Here is a 19031-nt window from a genome sequence, read left to right as displayed (position 1 = left end):
CAAAGAAATAACCCGCAGATTCATACTTATGTTAAATTCATACAAAGACAACAGATAAAGACAATCGTACAATATCACTATTGTTCGTACAATATCATTATCACTTCAACTTAAAAAGTTACTATATTTGTTTGTAACAAATTACAGATATGAAAAGAAGCTTTATCCTTTATGTTTTATTTTCTGTGCTTACCTTAATTTCTCCTACAAGGGCACAAGGCAATATAAGAATACATTCCTCACACCTGCAGACAAATGAAGGGATGCATCAAACTACTGTTTATTCCATTTACCAAGACGAATTCGGTATCATGTGGTTCGGAACTAAAAACGGTTTGATAAAATATAACGGTAACAAAACAGAATACATAGACAAACTATATCAGGATGTGCCCACTGCCGAGAGCCTCATCCGGAGAATATGCGGCGATAAAAAAGGGAAAATATATCTGGATACCCGTTCAGGAGTTATCCAACTGGATATCCGCTCCAACAAGTTCACACACATCATTCCTTATACCAATACCATTAACTACGGTAACTCCACATTATGGGTAGGAATTAAAAATACCGTTTATCAATGGGACAATAATCAGTTAGTTAAATATTATAGTCTACCCGATTCCACCTCCGTTATCGACTATATCATAGAGACCCCACAACAGGATATATGCATCGGAACGAAAGATAACGGAGTATTCCTCATTGAAAAGGATATGACTATAAGGAATATTCTTCCCCACATAAAGCAAATACGCCAACTATTATTCGACTCGGAACAAAACATATGGATTGCCACCCGCCGGAATGGTTTGTTTAAATTGGGCAAGCGCAATCAAATAGAGAACTATTTACATGTTCCCAGTAACCCCGAAAGTATTTCAAGCAATATAATCCGAGCTATCTGTGAAGACAACTCGGGAAATTTGTGGATTGCCACTTTCAACGGACTGAACAAATATCAAAGGAACAATAACAAATTCATTCACTACGAATATCTAAGTGATAATCTTTATACTCCAAATGACGGTTCCATTTATTGTCTAGCAAAAGATGAACAAGGCACTATCTGGAGCGGTTCTTTCATTGGAGGAATCAACTTCTTCAATCCGGAGTATGAAACATTCACTTATCACTTCCCTGTCAAACAACATATTAATTCAAATGAGAACCTACTATTTGGCAAAACAACCGAGGATAAGAAAGGTAACTTATGGATTTGTGCCGAACGGGGAGGTATATACCAATTCAATAACCAAAGCAGGGAACTCGTACCTTTCTCTATAAAAGGAGAAAACTACAATGCACAAACTTTGTATCTCGACAATACAAATAATACTCTATGGGTGGGCACGCTGCTTGAAGGATTAAAAGAATTGAACCTGAATACCAAGTCTATACGCACATATAAGGACAAAACTCTTATCGATGACAATATTCGCGAAATAATACCCTATAAGGACAAACTTATTTTAGCGACCCATAGTGGCGTCGGGGTGTTCGACAAGAGTAAAGGAAGTTGTGAGTACCTGTCTTCCTCAAATGAATACCGATTAAATGAAAAGAGCATAACAAATCTTATGCTCGACAGAAAAGAAAGGCTTTGGATTTCGACCAGTAACGAACTGTTCAGATATAACTTACTAAAGAAGCAAATGGAGCAAATCCACCTGTGTACAGGTTCAAACTACTCCGTTAATAAAATATATGAGAGCAGCAACGGTAACATCTGGATAGGAACGGCAAGACATGGGTTATATCTTAACCCCAAAGGAGAGAACGGATTCACACACATAGACAAAAAAAAAGGACTGAACAGTAACTTCATTTTAGATATTACAGAGAATAGTAAAGGAGATATTCTGGTTGCCACAGGCAATGGATTGAGTTGTGTAAAAGCAAACAACTGGGAAATTATCAATATTAATAAGAATAAGTTCATCTCCACTTTCAACATCACAGATTACAGTTTGTATGTCTCTAAGAAGAACCATGTATTCCTTGGAGGGCAGAATATTTTTTGCGAATTCCCATTTGAAAAGTTGTATATTGAACCACAAGACTACCGGGTAAACCTATCCAACCTAATAGTAAACGGTGAAAAAATAGAAGTGAACGATGCAAGTAAGATATTGAATGAGAATTTGTTGCTTTGCAATAAGATAAAACTGTCCCACAAAACCAACTCTTTTTCTATCGAAGTGTTCACTAACAATTATGCCAACGAACTGAGATGTGGCATCCGCTACAAGTTGGAAGGACTTGACAGAGATTGGAAGCGTGCTAACAGTTTGAACGAAATAACTTACACGAACCTGTCTCCCGGTAAATATATTCTCCACATTCAGGGTGAATCAAGACTCCCGTCGGGCAAATATCCCGAAAGGACTTTGGAGATAGAAGTGCAGACTCCTTTCTATCAGACCACCATTGCATACATTATATATATATTAATCAGCCTCTTCATTTTATATGAAATCTACCAAATATTAATGCTACGCTCTTCATTAAAATTGGAAAAGGAACAGAAGAAACAAATTGAAGAGCTGAATCAAGCCAAACTGCGTTTCTTTACTAATATATCACATGAATTTAAAACACCTCTTACTTTAATTTTCAGTCAGGTGGAGATTATGCTCCAATCCAAAAGTCTGCCTCCTAAGTTGTATAACCGTCTATTAAGCATTTGGCGCAATGCCACCCGCATGAATAAACTGATTGTCGAACTTATGGAGTTCAGAAAACAGGAACAAGGTTTTCTTAAATTACATGTGAACTATAATAACATTGTTAATCTGGTTAATGAAATCAGTTTGTCATTCAAGGAATATGCAGACACTCGCAAGATTAACCTAAAAGTGAAAACCAGCGATGAAGATATATCTTTTTATTATGACTCGCGCCAGATGGAAAAAGTACTATTCAACCTACTTTCCAATGCATTCAAGTTTACTCCCGATAACGGCAATATCACTATAGAAATCAATAAGAATGCAGATAAAGTTCAAATTAAAGTGATTGATACGGGTATCGGGATCAGTTCTAAAGAAATAAATAAGATATTCGACCGTTTCTATCAGAGTGAAGACACTAATTACAGCAATAAATACGGCACAGGCATAGGACTTGCTTTCGCCAAAAACATTGTAGAAGCACATAAAGGAACTATACAAGTAAAAAGCAGGAAAGTGGAGGGCAGTAGCTTCATCATTGAAATGCCTCTAAACATAGAATATCCTACCGAGCAAATACAATCGGATGCGGATGTTGTCCTAAACGACTTTGATCGGCTGGAAGAGCATTCAGAAGACAATATTCCCGATGATAAATTCTTCAATGAACTGATTAAGCAACAAGAGGAAGCAAACACAAGAAATTCCAAGATACTCATTGTGGAAGACAACGAGGAAGTAAGGAATTTGCTTGTTTCTATCTTCGAACCTATCTACATAGTAGACACTGCCGTCAATGGTGCCGAAGGATATGAAAAAACTCTCAATATAAAACCGGATATTGTATTGAGCGATGTAGTAATGCCCGAAATATCGGGCACAGAACTTTGCCGGAAGATTAAAACCAACATAGAGACATCACATATTCCAATTATACTATTAACCTCACAAACTGCATCCGAATATATCATTGAAGGTTTGAAAATAGGTGCAGATGACTATATTACAAAGCCTTTCAGTATTAAGCATCTCATCATCCGTTGCAATAATCTGGTCAACTCAAGAAAGATGTTGCAAGCAAAGTTTACCAAGGAAATCAACACTTCAGTTGAAATGATTGCCACCAGTTCATTGGACCAAAGCCTCATAGAAGACTCTATCCGCATTATTAATGAGAACTTCGACAATCCGATGTTTAACATAGATTTCCTTGCACAACAAGTGGGAATGGGAAGAACCAAATTCTTCTCAAAGATTAAAGGTATCACAGGTTTGACTCCCAACGAATTTATTATTAACACAAAACTGAAAGCAGCCATAAAGATACTCAGAGAAGACAATAACATATCAATCAATGAACTCGCATTCCAACTTGGATTCAGTTCAACAAGCTACTTCATCAAACTATTTAAAGAATTGGTTGGAATGACTCCTACTCAATATAAACTAAGTCTAACTAGAAATAAGAATGAATAGCACGTACTAAAAATAGGAAGAGAAAGGAAAACGTATAGAAGGTCTTAGACAAGATAGATAATACTAAGAAAGGAACGGTTACCCACATGAGCATGTGGGTTATCGAAGATCAGGATAATGAAGGCATCTCACAGGATAGTCTCGAATTGAGCGTTGATTTTTAACCAATTTATCACTATATTTGAAAACAGGATTCAAGTATAAAACCTGAACCCTGAAGTTTTCTATTTATACAAAATGATGGACAGTGCCAAACAAAAAAGACCGCCGGTGGGCAGTCTTTCACAGCATTAAATCTGCGTTTTCCTTACTTCTTAGAAGCTTCCAAAGATGCTTTGCGGAATTCTTTCATTGCTTTTTCGATTTCCAAAGAAGCCTTACGTGCACGAGTTCCGGCTGCTTTATTACCGTTTTCCAACTGAGCTTTTGCATCTTTCTCGAATGCAGCATACAATTCTGCAACTTTTTCAACTAATTCTTTCATAATCCTTTTTTAATTACTTCGTTAATAATGTCCGACAAAAATACATTCTTTCTTGAAATAAATGCAGAAAAACAATATTTTTTTTGAAATAATCTGCAAAATCGACATAAAAAAAGGCTTATACGTGTTTTTTATCTAATTTTGCAGGTATGAAAACGCTTACTGATGCCCAATATATACATGCTCTCATAGCCGAAGGAGAGCATCAGCAGCAGGATTTCAAGTTCGAAATATCCGATGCTCGAAAAATAGCCAAGACACTTTCGGCATTTTCAAATACAGACGGCGGACGTCTTCTTATCGGCGTAAAAGACAATGGGAAAATTGCCGGAGTGCGTTCCGATGAAGAACAATATATGATAGAGGCAGCAGCCCGGCTATACTGTCGCCCCGAAGTAAGTTACAGCATGCAGACCTACCAAGTGGAAGGCCGCAGCGTGTTACTTGTGCAGATTGATGAAAGTGACCAGAAACCGGTGTATGCCAAAGACGAAGCAGGCAAATACCTTGCCTACCTGCGCATCAAGGATGAAAATATACTTGCCACCCCGGTACACCTGCGCATCTGGCAGCAAAGTGAAAGTCCCAAAGGAGAATTAATGGAATATACCGAACGGGAACAGTTATTGCTTGATTTATTGGAGCAAAACGACCGGCTTTCACTGAACCGCTATTGCCGCTTGGCGCATCTGTCACGTCGTGCCGCAGAGCATCTGCTGGCAAAATTCATCCGTTACGACATTGTGGAACCCGTCTTCGAAGGACATAAATTTCACTTCAAACTGAAATGAAGTAGAAAAAGAGTTGGAGCGCTGGTAAAAAGCAAGTTATTTGCTACCTTTGCACCCGTAAATTAGAAAAATTATCATCATGGGTATATTTGCCAAACTATTCAACAAGAATTCAGAAGAAGTCTCTTCCAAAAATGTGGAAGACTTCGTTTCATTGACACGCGTCTATTTCCAATCTGTGATAGCTGCAAATTTGGGTATTACCAACATCCGCTTTGTTCCGGATGTGGCCAACTTCAAGCGTCTGTTCAAGATCCCCACACAAGGCGGTCGTCTGGGGCAGGCAGAAAAAACAGCTTCCCGCAAGATGTTGATGCAGGACTACGGAATCAGTGAAAACTTCTTTAAGGAAATCGATGCTTCCGTAAAAAAGCATTGCCGCACACAAAATGATGTACAAGGTTACCTTTTCATGTATCAGGGATTTTCCAATGACCTGATGATGCTGATGGGCAATCTGATGCAATGGAAATTCCGCATGCCGTCCATCTTTAAAGGTGCATTACGCAGTATGACTGAAAAAACAGTGCATGAGGTCTGCACCAAAACCGTTTGGAAAAAAGATGATGTACACAAAACAGCCATGACAGTCCGCCAGTACAAAGAACGTCTGGGATACTCAGAGCAATGGATGACCGAATATGTGTACAACATCGTTCTGCTGGCAAAGAAAGAACCGAAAAATAAAACAGCGGAAGACAAATAAAACAAATAAGGACGCAATGGAGTTACTGCTGCTATATGCAAGTATCCCATTGCGTCCTTGTTTTAGAATATAGTGAACCAATGCATTGCTTTGCATACCAGTAGTACTGAAACCACCACCCAACTGATTAGCCCTACAACTGAAGTAAAATATAGCAAACGGCAGGTTATCGATTTCCGGGCTATGAACTCGTCTCTATTGAATATCTTCTTCAACTTAGGATAGTGGAAAGAAACCAATAAATCAAAATCCTGTATCTTTCCTTTATAAGTATTCATATACCTGATGCCACTCCGTATCTTCAGGATAAAAAGAATATTTATTATGGCGCCCCATATTCCCACTGTAACCAGTACAGGAAAAGTATCCGGCAATATTTCTTTTTCATAGAAATAGGCAAAAGTGGCGAACAAGGCAAACAGAATGGTAGTCTGCAAACTAAACTTAGTCCAATTCAAATTGTCCTCATGGATGTAAAGCTGCACAAGGTTCTCCATACGCGACACCATAACATCTCCCAGATCATCCGTCCCGTCTATCGTGTTGTTCAAACGCAGATCGAACATAATGTTCCCCTTCGCTTCGGCAGAAGGTTTTATCCAAGCCGCCCTTTTACGCACAACACCGTCGGGATCGGCATCCGGAACGAAATTCAGGAATTCATGAAATCCCTTCTCCTGATGAAAATAAGAACTTCCGGAATTGAACGGATCAAGCACGACAACAGCCACTAAAGGCTTTTTTCCGCCAATAATATCCTGCAAATAATCATAAAGGAATGAAGCGATTCCTTTTCTTTGAAAATCCGGGCTCACGAATACCTGCTTTATCAATACGAACTCCTTATTCAAAGCATATTTCAACAACATATTAGATTTTTCATCCATTTCAATATGCTTACTTTCATAAGCCAATAACACTCCTGCCAGTTCTCCATGCACCACTATCTTATAGAAGTATTCATATCGCACAGCAAAATCACGATACTGCTCCTCTCTAAAGCCGGATACCAGAAATCCGTCCTTGTAGTCTCGTCTGTCATTCAGCAACAACTCATTTTGTAACTCCACGATTTGGGAAGCATCTGCCACACTAACCTTTGAAATCTCAATCGCTTTTCGGTCTATCATACTATTAGATTTTCTATAAACAACTCAAAGTGTCTCTACAAATATATCGATTATTCTTTTAATAATTTATACAGAATAACGATATTTGCAAAAGAAGAAGAAAACTGGATATGGCAAAACCGGAAATAGAACAGCATCCTTTGGAACCTTTTCTCCCCGCCAATGCACAATTGCTGATGCTGGGGAGCTTCCCGCCGCAGAAAAAACGGTGGTCAATGGACTTTTACTATCCCAATTGGAACAATGACATGTGGCGCATTACAGGTCTCTTGTTTTTCAATGATAAAGACCATTTTGTAGATAAATCCCTAAAAGCCTTTTGCAAAGAGCATATCATCAGTTTTTTGAACGAAAAAGGTATAGCCTTGTTCGATACTGCCACGTCCATACGGCGGTTGCAGGACAATGCCTCTGACAAGTTTCTCGAAGTGGTTCAGCCTACCGACATCGCGGCACTGCTACGGCAATTACCGCTATGTAAGGCAATTGTCACTACCGGACAGAAGGCCACAGATACACTCTGTGCGCTATTTTCATTAAAAGAACCCAAAGTGGGAGACTTTACAGAATTCATTTTTGAAGGTCGCCTCATGCGCCTCTATCGCATGCCTTCTTCATCAAGAGCCTATCCACTTGCTTTAGAAAAAAAAACGGCAGCGTATCGCATTATGTATCAGGACTTACAAATGCTATAAGCAACTTTCCCTTTAAAATAAAGCGACAAAGAGCTTGCGGATTTGAAAGATTCTATTACCTTTGCAGCCGCAAATACGGGAGTAGCTCAGTTGGTAGAGCACCGGTCTCCAAAACCGGGTGTCGGGAGTTCGAGCCTCTCCTCCCGTGCAATGATAGAAAGCTGTAAGTTTACCACTTATAGCTTTTTTCTGTTTATGGGCCGGGTGAAAGTCGGACAAATTGAATACCCAGTAGTTTGACATCTCATATTTTCATATTCCGAAATATGTAGAAAAAGCAGTATATCCACATAAGCTGAAACAGCTTAAACAGGTGGTTCCTTATCTCATAACGAATAATGTTTTTCCTACTTTACTTCTTGTATTTTACGAAAAATATTTTCGTTACTTTAACAAAAAAGTTTACAGAAAGAATTGGGGATAATCTTTTTGTTGCTTAACTTGCAAGCTATAATTGTTTCATATCATTTTATTTGAGTAAATAATAATTCCAATCTAACATTATGAAGTATTTATTTTCTTGTCTATTGTTAAGTATGCTGTGCACCATTAGCGTTGCCCAGCCGGTGAAAGAAGCACCGATTAAAAATCCGATGTTGTGGGCCGATGTGCCCGATCCCGATGTCATTCGTGTGGGGGATACGTTTTATCTGGTCAGCACCACCATGCACCTGATGCCCGGCGCACCGGTAATGGCATCGAAAGATCTGAAAAACTGGAAAACAGTGAGTTATATTTTCGATAAGCTGACAGACTCCCCCAAGTATGACCTTTCGTTCTCATTGCCACTCGACCAGCAGAAGGGCGAAGGTGTAGGTACCGTCTATGGACGCGGACAGTGGGCCACATCACTGAAATTTCACAACGGTAAGTTCTGGGCACTGTTGGCCCCTAATGAACAGGGCGCTATGGGCGACACCTATATATTTACCGCACCGAAAGCCGAGGGACCATGGACCATCCATGCACGTATGCGCCATTTTCACGATGCCACCTTGTTCTTCGATGACGACGGCACGCCTTACGTTTTCTTTGGAACGGGCGAGATGTGCCAGCTGACACCCGATTTGAAAGGAGTTGTCGAGGGTAGCTTGCGCCACTATTTCCAGCGTGAAAAAGAAGAGACCGGATTGTTGGAAGGCACCCGCGTCATCAAGCATCGCGGCACCTATTATGCTATGCTCATCAGTCAAGCCTATAGCAGTGGGCTGAACCGGCGTGAGGTGTGCTACCGCACCAAAGACTTGAACGGCAAGTGGGAGAAGCACGTTATTCTGGAGAGTGATTTCGGTGGTTTCCGCCATCTGGCACAAGGCACTATTGTGGATACCGAGGAAGGCGACTGGTACGGCATTATGTTCCAGGATCGTGGCGGTGTGGGTCGTGTGCTGACATTGTCTCCTGTCCGCTGGATTGACGGCTGGCCGATGTTGGGCGATGAAAACTATAAAGTGCCCGAAATCATGCGTCCATACAAAAGCGGGCAACCGGCTACAAGCATTGTTCTGCCCGATGATTTCGACGACACCCGATTAGGCTTACATTGGCAATGGAACCACAATCCCGTAGACCAGGCGTGGAGCCTGACTGAGCGTCCGGGATTCCTGCGACTGAAGACCAGCCGCGTGGTACCTAACCTCTATTTAGCCCCCAACACGCTGACACAGCGTATGGAAGGACCGGCTTGCAGCGGCTACATCTGTATGGACTTGTCGAAAATGAAAGATGGCGACTGTGCCGGACTGGCTGCATTCAACGGCGACAGCGGTGTGCTGACCGTAAAGAAGAATGGCAAAAAACTGACACTTGAGATGAGTGAACAGAAAGTCACCTTGACCGAACGTGAGAAAGCCGTAACGAATGTTGATGAGAAGATAATCGAGACCGTCGATATAACCAAACTTGTCAATGCCAAACAGCCAAAGATCTGGTTACGTCTGGACGGCAAATTCCGTCCCGGTCAGCGTGGCGGACGCGATGCAGCCAACTTCTTTTACAGCTTCGATGGCGGGCAGTGGATGCAGATTGGTACAAAGGACTACCGCATGGTGTTCGACTATCGTCGTTTCTTTATGGGTACGAAGTTCGGCATCTTCAACTATGCAACCAAAAAGACCGGTGGATACGTTGACGTAGATTTCTTCAAGTACCAATGTGAAGAGAAATAAATAAGGAAACGTGCCCGGACATATTTTGAACCTTTCACAAGTTTTACTCTGATTGTCAGTGTGCGGTATGTTCAAGTATGTCCGGGCATATTGAATATGCCACACACTGCTCCACTTTTCTTTTCGCTACAACACTATCATGCCATAACACACTTCCAGACACAAGGCAGCATATAACTACCGGATATCAATCAGCTTATGTGTCTGCAAACTCAATCTCCATTTCGGATGCTGCATTACGCAAGCCACAGTTTCCGCAACATTGCTGCATGAACAAGGCTGCAGAAAAAAGTGTCCGGCAGGAAGCAACTCATATACGGTTATATCCTGCCCTTCGTACACCACTTTCACTTCATCCATACGCGAAATGACCGGCTTTGCACCTTGTTTGGGCGAGCAAGTCACCCAGTCTATATTATCCGGCAACGCGCGCGTTCCATTAGTCTCGATGCAGACATACTTTCCTATCCGGTGCAGACGGTCCACAAACTCCCGGTCGATCCAAAGTGAAGGTTCTCCGCCCGTCAGTATCACCGTTGTAGCAGGATACTCCCCTACCGCGTCCAAAATTTCCTCATCGGACATCAGAACTCCCTCCTCATGCTGCGTATCGCAGAAAGAACACTTCAGGTTACAACCGGAGAAGCGTATAAAGACCGCCGGAGTGCCCGTATGAAAGCCCTCTCCCTGCAAGCTATAAAATATCTCGTTGATCTTTCTCATAAACAACCTCGTCAATCCTCCTCATAGACAGCTATATTCGATTCGGACTCCTGCACTTCTACCTTGAAGCAAGTCGGTATCTGGTCGCATATCCAGCGCGCGATATTCTCGGCAGTAGGATTAAAAGGAAGGACTTCATTGATATTCCGGTGGTCCAGCTTTTCTTTCACCGCTTGTTTGATATGGCTGAAATCAACCACCATTCCATCGGAATTCAACTCTTTGGAACGGCAGAAAACTGTGATTATCCAATTGTGACCATGCAGATTCTCACATTTACTTTGATAGGAAAGTTTCAGGCTATGGGCAGCCGAAACTTCCATTCGTTTAATGACTGTATACATACTGTTAATACGCTAATTAAAATATCATTTTTATAGAACTACGCATCTAATGTCACCTCGATGCAGCAGCAAAAGTACAAAAAACACTGGAATTGACAGTTATTTATTCTATTTTTGCAACATGAAAGCCCTTTATATTCTATTCGGTACACTTTCTTTAATACTTGGCATCATCGGAATTTTCCTTCCGTTGCTGCCAACAACCCCATTTCTGCTACTCACAGCCGCCCTTTACGTACGCAGCTCTCCCCGTCTTTACAACTGGCTGTTGCACCAGAAATATCTGGGAAACTATATCCGTAACTTCCGCGAGAACAAAGCTATTCCGTTAAGAGCGAAAATCGTTTCCGTATCACTGATATGGATAACAATCCTCAACTGCGTCTTTTTTATTGCTCCCTATTGGTGGCTGAAAATACTGTTGCTACTGATTGCAGCGGGAACAAGTTATCACATCCTCTCTTTCAAAACGCTGAAATGAGGCGGAGCCTTGCTATTACGAAGTATACACTAAACCACTCCTCCCAATGCTTCAAGAAATTCTCCCAATCCCTTGCGGGCATCTGCAAGTTTATCTTCCCAATGCTTCACAGAGTTCTGCCCGATAATATCCGTCACGTACTTCACTGCAATGAACGGCGTATTCTTGGCGCGGCACACCAATGCCTGGGCATAAGCCTCCATGTCCACCACATCCCCTTTTACATCCGACAATTCCGTCAGAAAAGTGTCACCGGTATTGCACACTCCCTCTCCCTGCCAATGTAGACAGTAGCCTTTTTGCTCCAACAGTTCCGAAGAATCTATCTCACACTCCATGTCAAAGCCAGACAGTCTCTGCATATCGCGGTCTATGAAATGACGGCATACCAAAATATCCCCCACCTGATGACGGACAGTACCTGCCGTACCCACATTAACAACCAAATCCGGCTGTGCACTACTAATCGCTTCCGCCAGATAAAAAGCCGATTTCACTTTTCCTATTCCGGTGCGAAGATAACCCACCTGCACTTCCTCTTCTCCTATCAAACCGGGAAACTTCAATTCCGTAAACTCACCCTGAACGGCATAAGTAACTAAAATTCTCATACTGTCTTATTCCTTATTCCTATTATTCAAAAGATTTCTCAACGCAATTCGTTACAACTGCAACAGTCCAAACGATCACTGACACAAATATGAACAGTTTATTTCATAAACCAAACTATTTTGTGAACTATTTTATGAAGATAAAGTTCATGGCAATTATTAAAGATAAAAAATAGAGGAACATTGCATGAAACTCTCATTTTGTTAGATTATGCAGCCTTATTTTCCCCTTATTTCAACATATACGAAACATTTTTCCTCGAAAAGCTTTTGTAATCTCCAAGTTAATTGTATTTTTGTGTACAATTTTGGTGTAGTAATGACAGACGAAGAAAAGAAGCTATTAAGTACTTTTGAAGCCAGACTGCGGCATTTAATCTATCTGCATGATGAATTAAAACGCGAAAATGCTGAACTTAAGCAACTTCTCGAGGCAAAAAAGGAAGAATACGAGAAAGTGCAAGCTGATTATAAAGAGCTGGAGATTAACTATACAAACCTAAAAACAGCAACGACAATCAGCCTTAACGGCAGTGACGTAAAAGAGACGAAGCTGCGATTGTCCAAATTAGTGCGTGAAGTCGATAAATGCATCGCTTTGTTGAATGAATAAAAGAAAGAGGATGTATGAACGATAAGATAAAGATAAACCTGCAAATGGCAGGAGCGACCTATCCCCTCACAATCAATCGCGAGGACGAGGAAATAGTAAGGGAAGCTGCCAAGCAGGTAAATATCCGGATCAATGCGTATCGGGAACATTATCAGAACATCTCTTCAGAGAGAATTATAGCTATGGTAGCTTATCAATTTGCTTTGGAGACCCTTCAATTGAAAGACCGTAATGATACTGCCCCCTATACAGCCAAGATAAAGGAACTGACAGAAGTATTGGAAACCTATTTCAAGGAAAAATAAGGAAACGATTTTCTGTTCTGTTTTTACGAGAGAACAACATTACGCACTGTACAAAAGCCTTGTCTTGTAACAGACAGGTTTTTATGCAGTGTTTTTTATTTATATACTTAAAACAAATTAATAAAATGTCAGAAACAGTAGTTACAATAGTAGTATCCATTGCCTGTTTCATTGTCGGCGGATTTGCTTCGTACATGTTCTTCAAGCATGGGTTGAAGTCCAAATACGACAAAATCCTCAAAGAAGCCGAAACAGAAGCGGAAGTGATTAAAAAGAATAAGTTACTGGAAGTAAAGGAAAAGTTCCTGAACAAGAAAGCGGATTTAGAGAAAGAGGTATCACTTCGTAATCAAAAGATACAGCAGGCAGAAAACAAGTTGAAACAACGCGAACTGGTGCTGAACCAGCGTCAGGAAGAAATTCAACGCAAGAAAGTGGAAGCCGAAGCGGTGAAAGAGAATTTGGAAGCCCAATTGGTTATCGTCGACAAGAAGAAAGAGGAACTGGAACACATGCAGCGCCAGGAAATCGAGAAACTGGAAGCTATTTCCGGCCTTTCCGCCGAAGAAGCCAAAGAACGTATGGTAGAGTCCTTGAAGGAAGAAGCCAAGACACAGGCGCAATCCTACATCAACGACATCATGGACGATGCCAAGCTGACAGCGAGCAAAGAAGCCAAACGCATCGTTATACAATCCATTCAGCGCGTAGCAACAGAAACGGCTATCGAAAATTCCGTTACTGTATTCCATATCGAATCGGATGAAATCAAAGGACGCATCATCGGTCGTGAAGGGCGTAACATACGTGCACTGGAAGCAGCCACCGGCGTGGAAATCGTTGTGGATGATACTCCGGAAGCTATCGTATTGTCGGCATTCGACCCGGTTCGTCGTGAGATTGCCCGTTTGGCATTGCACCAGCTGGTAACGGACGGACGCATCCACCCGGCACGCATCGAGGAAGTAGTGGCCAAAGTGCGCAAGCAGGTGGAAGAGGAAATAATCGAAACCGGTAAGCGTACTACCATAGACTTAGGTATTCATGGCCTGCATCCTGAGCTAATCCGTATCATCGGTAAGATGAAATACCGTTCTTCTTACGGTCAGAACCTGTTACAGCACGCCCGCGAAACAGCCAACTTATGTGCTGTAATGGCATCCGAATTAGGATTGAATCCCAAGAAGGCAAAACGTGCCGGATTGCTGCATGACATTGGTAAGGTGCCTGATGAGGAACCGGAATTGCCACATGCACTCTACGGTATGAAACTGGCAGAGAAATTCAAAGAAAAGCCGGATATCTGCAATGCTATCGGCGCTCACCACGACGAAGTGGAAATGACCAGCCTGCTGGCTCCTATCGTACAGGTCTGCGATGCTATCTCCGGTGCACGTCCGGGAGCACGCCGCGAAATAGTAGAGGCTTACATCAAACGTTTGAACGACCTTGAACAATTGGCAATGTCCTATCCGGGCGTAACAAAGACCTATGCCATCCAGGCAGGACGCGAATTGCGCGTAATCGTCGGTGCAGACAAGATTGACGATAAGGCAACAGAAAACCTTTCCGGCGAAATTGCCAAGAAGATACAGGATGAAATGACTTATCCGGGACAGGTGAAGATTACCGTTATTCGTGAAACACGTGCAGTGAGCTATGCCAAGTAAATAAGAGAAAACAAATATTGAAACGATAAAAGGAGCGCCGGTATCAAATCCGACGCTCCTTCTTTTTTAAATTCATCTGCTTCCGGAGTTCGCAGAGTTTTCTTATTTTTGCGGATACAAAACAAAGATAAAAGCTATGAGGGAATATTTATTTGAAGTCTGTGCAAACTCCGTAGAGAGCTGTATGGCCGCCCAGGCGGGTGGTGCCGACCGGGTAGAATTGTGTGCCGGGATACCCGAAGGGGGAACCACTCCTTCTTATGGCGACATTGTCATAGCAAGAGAAGTTTTGCAAAACACCAGGCTGCACGTCATTATCCGCCCTCGCGGCGGTGATTTCCTGTACTCTCCTATCGAGCAACGCATCATGCTAAAGGATATTGACAATGCCCGCCGCTTAGAGGCAGACGGTATTGTGCTGGGATGCCTTACTCCGGACGGAGAAGTTGACATTCCTCTGATGAAACAACTTATGGAAGCAGCTCAGGGCATGTCGGTAACTTTCCACCGGGCTTTCGATGTCTGCTGCAATCCCCAAAAAGCACTGGAAGAAATCATCAGTCTCGGATGCGACCGTATCCTGACCTCCGGGCAGCAACCTACTGCCGAGCTAGGCATTCCTTTACTGAAAGAGCTCCAACAGCAAGCCGCAGGGCGCATCACTCTACTTGCAGGCTGCGGGGTGAATGAAACCAACATTGCACACATCGCCAATGAGACCGGCATCCACGAATTCCATTTTTCGGCAAGAGAAACCATAGCAAGCCGTATGCAATACCGCAAAGAGCAGGTTCCCATGGGCTCAACCGTACAAATCAATGAATTTGAACGGAACGTGACAACCAAAGAAAGAGTGAAAGCCACAATCGCCGCCATACTTTCGTAATCAGCATTGCGACCTGATATCGCATCTCACCAATCACAGCCCTTTCACCGTCTTCATCAGTTGTTCTCCCAGACCGATTGTATAGCCTTGCGACACAAAGACTACCCGGTTGAATGTATCTGCAATGATGAAAACCGGCAGTGTTTCCTTATGCCTGAACTTCATATCCTCTGCTATCCGGGCAGAAATGCCATCTGTGTCCACACCATAAATAACGGTAGACGGCAACCCCGGAAACTCTTCCGGACGGAATTTCTTGCACCGGGCCTCATCCGGGAAAAGCAAAACCAGCTTACGTCCCCACCTCTCCAAATCATCCTTCAAGGCAGCAATATCCCTCAATGCATGGTTCGTCGGTTCTTGATTGACACCCAATATCCCGACTACAAAATAGCCACGTCCGCATACCTGCAATAAACTTTGCTTGGACAAAGTGTCAACCTTGAATCCTGCATCACATGGAGCAAAAAGAGACTCAGAATTAAAACTGCCAATCACCTGTATTTCGTCCTTACTCTCACGCATGACCAGCTTTGTCTCGGCATACTCATCCGCAGCAACGCTCAAAGATGTCATTCGTGCCAGCACTCCCCCATTTGCAAGGCGCGTACCTGTGACCATGACATAATATCCGGCCGGCATAGGCCGCCCTACCTTCAACAGAGTCTCCCATGTTGTATTCTCTTCGTCGTAATTCTGCAAACGAAGCATGCCATTATCAAACTTCGACAATGTGAAATGAGAATAATATTTAGGATTATCAACCACCGCTGTCGGGTGATAAACGGCTCCCACCCTCCCCAAAAGCGGAACGATTTCCGTCAGTTCCTTTTCAAAATCTACAATATATGCAGCCCCTTCCTTCAAGTTCGGATGATGCGCCAAATCTTGATAATGCACTTTTCCCGTCACTTCGTCTATCCATGCAGGAACACCTACGCTACGCGCCATTGCCACAAAGAAAATATCCCGCGAGCGCCTGTCCGCTATCCCGGATTTCCACACTCCCTCAGGCGACATCAGGATTCGTTGCGAATTCAGTGAATCATTCAGCACAATATTCCTGATACACCACTCCACCAGCAGCTGCGGCTGTGAGCGATAGGCTGCGGCAGTCTTTTCATCCAGCACTTTGCGGAAGAAAGACTTATATGCCGTCAACTCTTCTGTTGAAATACGGGGATTGAGCAATGCGCTGTAATAATAAGAACCGGATGTTTTTGCAGGAGTATTCCGGAGATGATCGTTCAGAACCTCAAGGCGGACATCCCGCAAATCTTTCGCAGAGAGCTGTCCCAGCAAAGATATGGCAAGTCCCGTATTATTATCGGTCGTTGACTGTTTCAGAAACTCCTGCAACACAGCGTGATTGCCACAAGAAGCCACCAAATATTTCACAGCCTGCTCCACTTCATGCACATTCAAACTCACGCCTAAAGAACGTACAAAACCGGCAGCCTCATCTTCCGTCATGAACGTTGCCGTATAAGCATTGCGTATAGAATCCTCCTGCGCCAGCCTGCGGTCGTTCTCCGCACGCTGTTCCGGCGTAACTTCGGGCAGGTTGGCAGTTTCCGGTGGCGGTACAATATCTATATCTACGGCGAATGTGTCCCCCTCTTTTTTGTCAAGGCACACCGTCAGTTCCTGCTGCTTGCCGAAGGAAAGTTTGGCAAACCCGAAACGTCCGTCCTTGGAAGCCCACACCAGCATATCTCCTTTCCCGGCTGTCAGTCCGCAAGTGCCGTCGGCGTCGGTGTGCTTGACAGCAACCGTATAAAATTCCGCGTAGTTGTAAAGTTTGAACTCCACGCAGGCATTATCTACGGGCTTTCCATCCGCATCCACAACGGTTACAGAGGCTTTTGCTGTGGGTGCATAATTATCAATCACATTGATTTCGGTGTAGTTGGGAGTAACAGACATCACCTCTTCCGTTCCCTCATAGCGCCCGAACACTTTTGTATGCATCAACATGCCCCGGCTGGCGGGCGCATTGAACCAACCGAGATTAAGCACCGGTTCGGGTTCGCAAGCACCCAGAAAATACCACTTCCCACCTGCCCACGCTTCTACCCAGGCATGGTTGTCATCGGTATGCGCCCAACGGGGCGTATAGACCTGCCGCGCCGGAATACCTACCGAACGGAGTGCCGCCACCAGCAATGTGGACTCCTCGCCGCAACGGCCGTAGGCGGTACGTACCGTTGCCAAAGGAGAGCTTGTACGGGCATCGGAAGGTTTATAGACAGCCTTCTCATGGCACCAGTGATTCACTTCCAAAATGGCATCCTGCAAAGAAAGAGATTTCACCCGGTCTTTCAATTCCTCGTAGAAGACGACACGCGCGCTGTCCAGATGCTCGTTGTTCACACGCACCGGCAGAACAAAATGCCGGAATACATCTTCGGGAATATCCCTCCCCCAAGGCATTTCACCGGCAGCCCGCCGGGAAGCACGCACATTCATCAAATGAAACTCTCCGGGATAATCCGTAATATCGGCCAGAGGCATATAGGCATAAAGAAACTCCAGCGCCTCACGTTCGTAAACCGGCAGATCCGAGTTGAATATCGAGAAAAAGCCGCCTTGCGTCATCAAAGCCTGCTTTTGCAGAAAATCCTGCTCCACCCGACAGCGGTAGGAAGTATCCGTCATAAAATGCGGCTCACTGCAAGCTGCCAAGAGAAGTACCAGCCCCAAAACGCCGAAAAGTTGTGTAGTCCGTCTCATAAAATGTATTATTAAGGTTGGACTACAAAAATAGGGATTATATTCAGAGTCCGCCTCATTTCCCTCATAAAAGTTTCACCTCCCCTCCTTTTTTGATGAGAAAGCCGACAGGCTCCTGCATGCCTACTTCACGTGCACCACCAAAGTCGTATCTTGGGTAAAATAGAAAACACATTTATCGTAGCTTGGAGGCCCCATCACCCCTCTGGCATCATTGCTGAAACCATATTTCTCCGTAGGAGCGCCAAAGGCGGTGGTGTCCAGCTTATCGTTCCCGTTCTCATCCTGAAAAAGGGCGACGGCATAGGCACCGGCCGGAAGCCCTTTGCAAGGAATGGAGAGAGTCGGCGCCACCACATCTACTCTGAAAGTGGCCAGCGGTTCTTTCATAAACGTTTCCTGCGAATGATAAAAGGTAACATTAAGCCGTCCTTTTATCGCTTCGAAACCACGTACTTCGAGGGTCAGTTTCTGAGCAAACAGCAGTCCGGCTGCTCCTTGCCACGCCAGTACAAAAAGAATAATCATTGTTTTCATTATCAC

Annotated in this window: 17 protein-coding genes and 1 tRNA gene; 11 read left to right on the top strand and 7 right to left on the bottom strand. The window is 43.5% G+C overall.

Annotation, left to right across the window (positions count from 1 at the left end):
• Window positions 1-149: 149 nt before the first annotated feature.
• Window positions 150-4148: a hybrid sensor histidine kinase/response regulator transcription factor gene (locus tag NQ546_RS08515; protein ID WP_239463452.1), complete on the top strand. Its 3999-nt coding sequence runs from the start codon at window positions 150-152 to the stop codon at window positions 4146-4148.
• A gap of 307 nt (window positions 4149-4455) precedes the next feature.
• Here the strand turns inward: NQ546_RS08515 and NQ546_RS08510 are convergent, their stop codons facing one another.
• Window positions 4456-4632, bottom strand: a complete 177-nt coding sequence (locus tag NQ546_RS08510; protein WP_004289703.1) for a histone H1 — start codon at window positions 4630-4632, stop codon at window positions 4456-4458.
• Between the two features lie 149 nt (window positions 4633-4781).
• Between NQ546_RS08510 and NQ546_RS08505 the strand changes: the two genes are divergently transcribed.
• Complete coding sequence (locus NQ546_RS08505) at window positions 4782-5423, top strand: AlbA family DNA-binding domain-containing protein (protein WP_004289702.1); 642 nt, start codon at window positions 4782-4784, stop codon at window positions 5421-5423.
• 79 nt (window positions 5424-5502) lie between these two features.
• Window positions 5503-6129: a hypothetical protein gene (locus NQ546_RS08500; RefSeq protein ID WP_004289701.1), complete on the top strand. Its 627-nt coding sequence runs from the start codon at window positions 5503-5505 to the stop codon at window positions 6127-6129.
• A 62-nt stretch (window positions 6130-6191) separates the two neighbouring features.
• On the opposite strand, the gene NQ546_RS08495 is transcribed toward NQ546_RS08500, so the two are convergent.
• Window positions 6192-7259, bottom strand: a complete 1068-nt coding sequence (locus tag NQ546_RS08495) for a GNAT family N-acetyltransferase (protein ID WP_004289700.1) — start codon at window positions 7257-7259, stop codon at window positions 6192-6194.
• 110 nt (window positions 7260-7369) lie between these two features.
• Between NQ546_RS08495 and NQ546_RS08490 the strand changes: the two genes are divergently transcribed.
• From NQ546_RS08490 to NQ546_RS08480, 3 genes are all read left to right on the top strand, one after another.
• Window positions 7370-7954 (top strand): uracil-DNA glycosylase family protein, encoded by a 585-nt coding sequence (locus tag NQ546_RS08490; RefSeq protein WP_004289699.1) that lies wholly within the window; start codon window positions 7370-7372, stop codon window positions 7952-7954.
• A gap of 75 nt (window positions 7955-8029) precedes the next feature.
• Window positions 8030-8102 (top strand) — tRNA-Trp (locus tag NQ546_RS08485).
• Window positions 8103-8490: 388 nt separating this feature from the next.
• On the top strand, window positions 8491-10122 hold the full coding sequence (locus NQ546_RS08480; RefSeq protein WP_004289698.1) for a glycoside hydrolase family 43 protein: 1632 nt from the start codon (window positions 8491-8493) through the stop codon (window positions 10120-10122).
• Window positions 10123-10299: 177 nt separating this feature from the next.
• Here the strand turns inward: NQ546_RS08480 and NQ546_RS08475 are convergent, their stop codons facing one another.
• Together NQ546_RS08475 and queD are read right to left on the bottom strand one after the other, a co-directional pair.
• Window positions 10300-10845: a 7-carboxy-7-deazaguanine synthase QueE gene (locus NQ546_RS08475; RefSeq protein WP_004289697.1), complete on the bottom strand. Its 546-nt coding sequence runs from the start codon at window positions 10843-10845 to the stop codon at window positions 10300-10302.
• 11 nt (window positions 10846-10856) lie between these two features.
• Entirely contained in the window at window positions 10857-11189 is a 333-nt protein-coding gene (gene queD, locus NQ546_RS08470) for a 6-carboxytetrahydropterin synthase QueD (RefSeq protein ID WP_004289696.1), read from the bottom strand.
• 121 nt (window positions 11190-11310) lie between these two features.
• Here queD and NQ546_RS08465 point away from each other — a divergent pair, with 121 nt between their 5' ends.
• Window positions 11311-11670, top strand: a complete 360-nt coding sequence (locus NQ546_RS08465) for a YbaN family protein (protein ID WP_004289695.1) — start codon at window positions 11311-11313, stop codon at window positions 11668-11670.
• 29 nt (window positions 11671-11699) lie between these two features.
• On the opposite strand, the gene NQ546_RS08460 is transcribed toward NQ546_RS08465, so the two are convergent.
• Window positions 11700-12281, bottom strand: a complete 582-nt coding sequence (locus NQ546_RS08460; protein ID WP_004289694.1) for a 5'-methylthioadenosine/S-adenosylhomocysteine nucleosidase family protein — start codon at window positions 12279-12281, stop codon at window positions 11700-11702.
• 319 nt (window positions 12282-12600) lie between these two features.
• Here NQ546_RS08460 and NQ546_RS08455 point away from each other — a divergent pair, with 319 nt between their 5' ends.
• From NQ546_RS08455 to NQ546_RS08440, 4 genes are all read left to right on the top strand, one after another.
• A complete protein-coding gene (locus NQ546_RS08455) occupies window positions 12601-12894 on the top strand; it encodes a hypothetical protein (RefSeq protein WP_004289693.1) in 294 nt (97 codons plus the stop codon).
• A gap of 14 nt (window positions 12895-12908) precedes the next feature.
• Complete coding sequence (locus NQ546_RS08450) at window positions 12909-13199, top strand: cell division protein ZapA (protein ID WP_004289692.1); 291 nt, start codon at window positions 12909-12911, stop codon at window positions 13197-13199.
• A 125-nt stretch (window positions 13200-13324) separates the two neighbouring features.
• Window positions 13325-14869 (top strand): ribonuclease Y, encoded by a 1545-nt coding sequence (gene rny, locus NQ546_RS08445; protein WP_004294189.1) that lies wholly within the window; start codon window positions 13325-13327, stop codon window positions 14867-14869.
• A gap of 136 nt (window positions 14870-15005) precedes the next feature.
• Complete coding sequence (locus NQ546_RS08440) at window positions 15006-15755, top strand: copper homeostasis protein CutC (protein ID WP_039953138.1); 750 nt, start codon at window positions 15006-15008, stop codon at window positions 15753-15755.
• A gap of 33 nt (window positions 15756-15788) precedes the next feature.
• Here NQ546_RS08440 and NQ546_RS08435 read toward each other — a convergent pair whose 3' ends face one another.
• Together NQ546_RS08435 and NQ546_RS08430 are read right to left on the bottom strand one after the other, a co-directional pair.
• Window positions 15789-18488, bottom strand: a complete 2700-nt coding sequence (locus NQ546_RS08435; RefSeq protein WP_004289688.1) for a transglutaminase-like domain-containing protein — start codon at window positions 18486-18488, stop codon at window positions 15789-15791.
• A 123-nt stretch (window positions 18489-18611) separates the two neighbouring features.
• Window positions 18612-19025: a DUF2141 domain-containing protein gene (locus NQ546_RS08430; protein ID WP_004289687.1), complete on the bottom strand. Its 414-nt coding sequence runs from the start codon at window positions 19023-19025 to the stop codon at window positions 18612-18614.
• Between the last annotated feature and the right edge of the window lie 6 nt (window positions 19026-19031).

Source organism: Bacteroides eggerthii (genome assembly GCF_025146565.1).
Taxonomy (GTDB): Bacteria; Bacteroidota; Bacteroidia; order Bacteroidales; family Bacteroidaceae; genus Bacteroides; species Bacteroides eggerthii.
The sequence above is the reverse complement of the archived record's forward strand: the minus strand, read 5'-3'. Positions and strand labels throughout refer to the sequence as shown.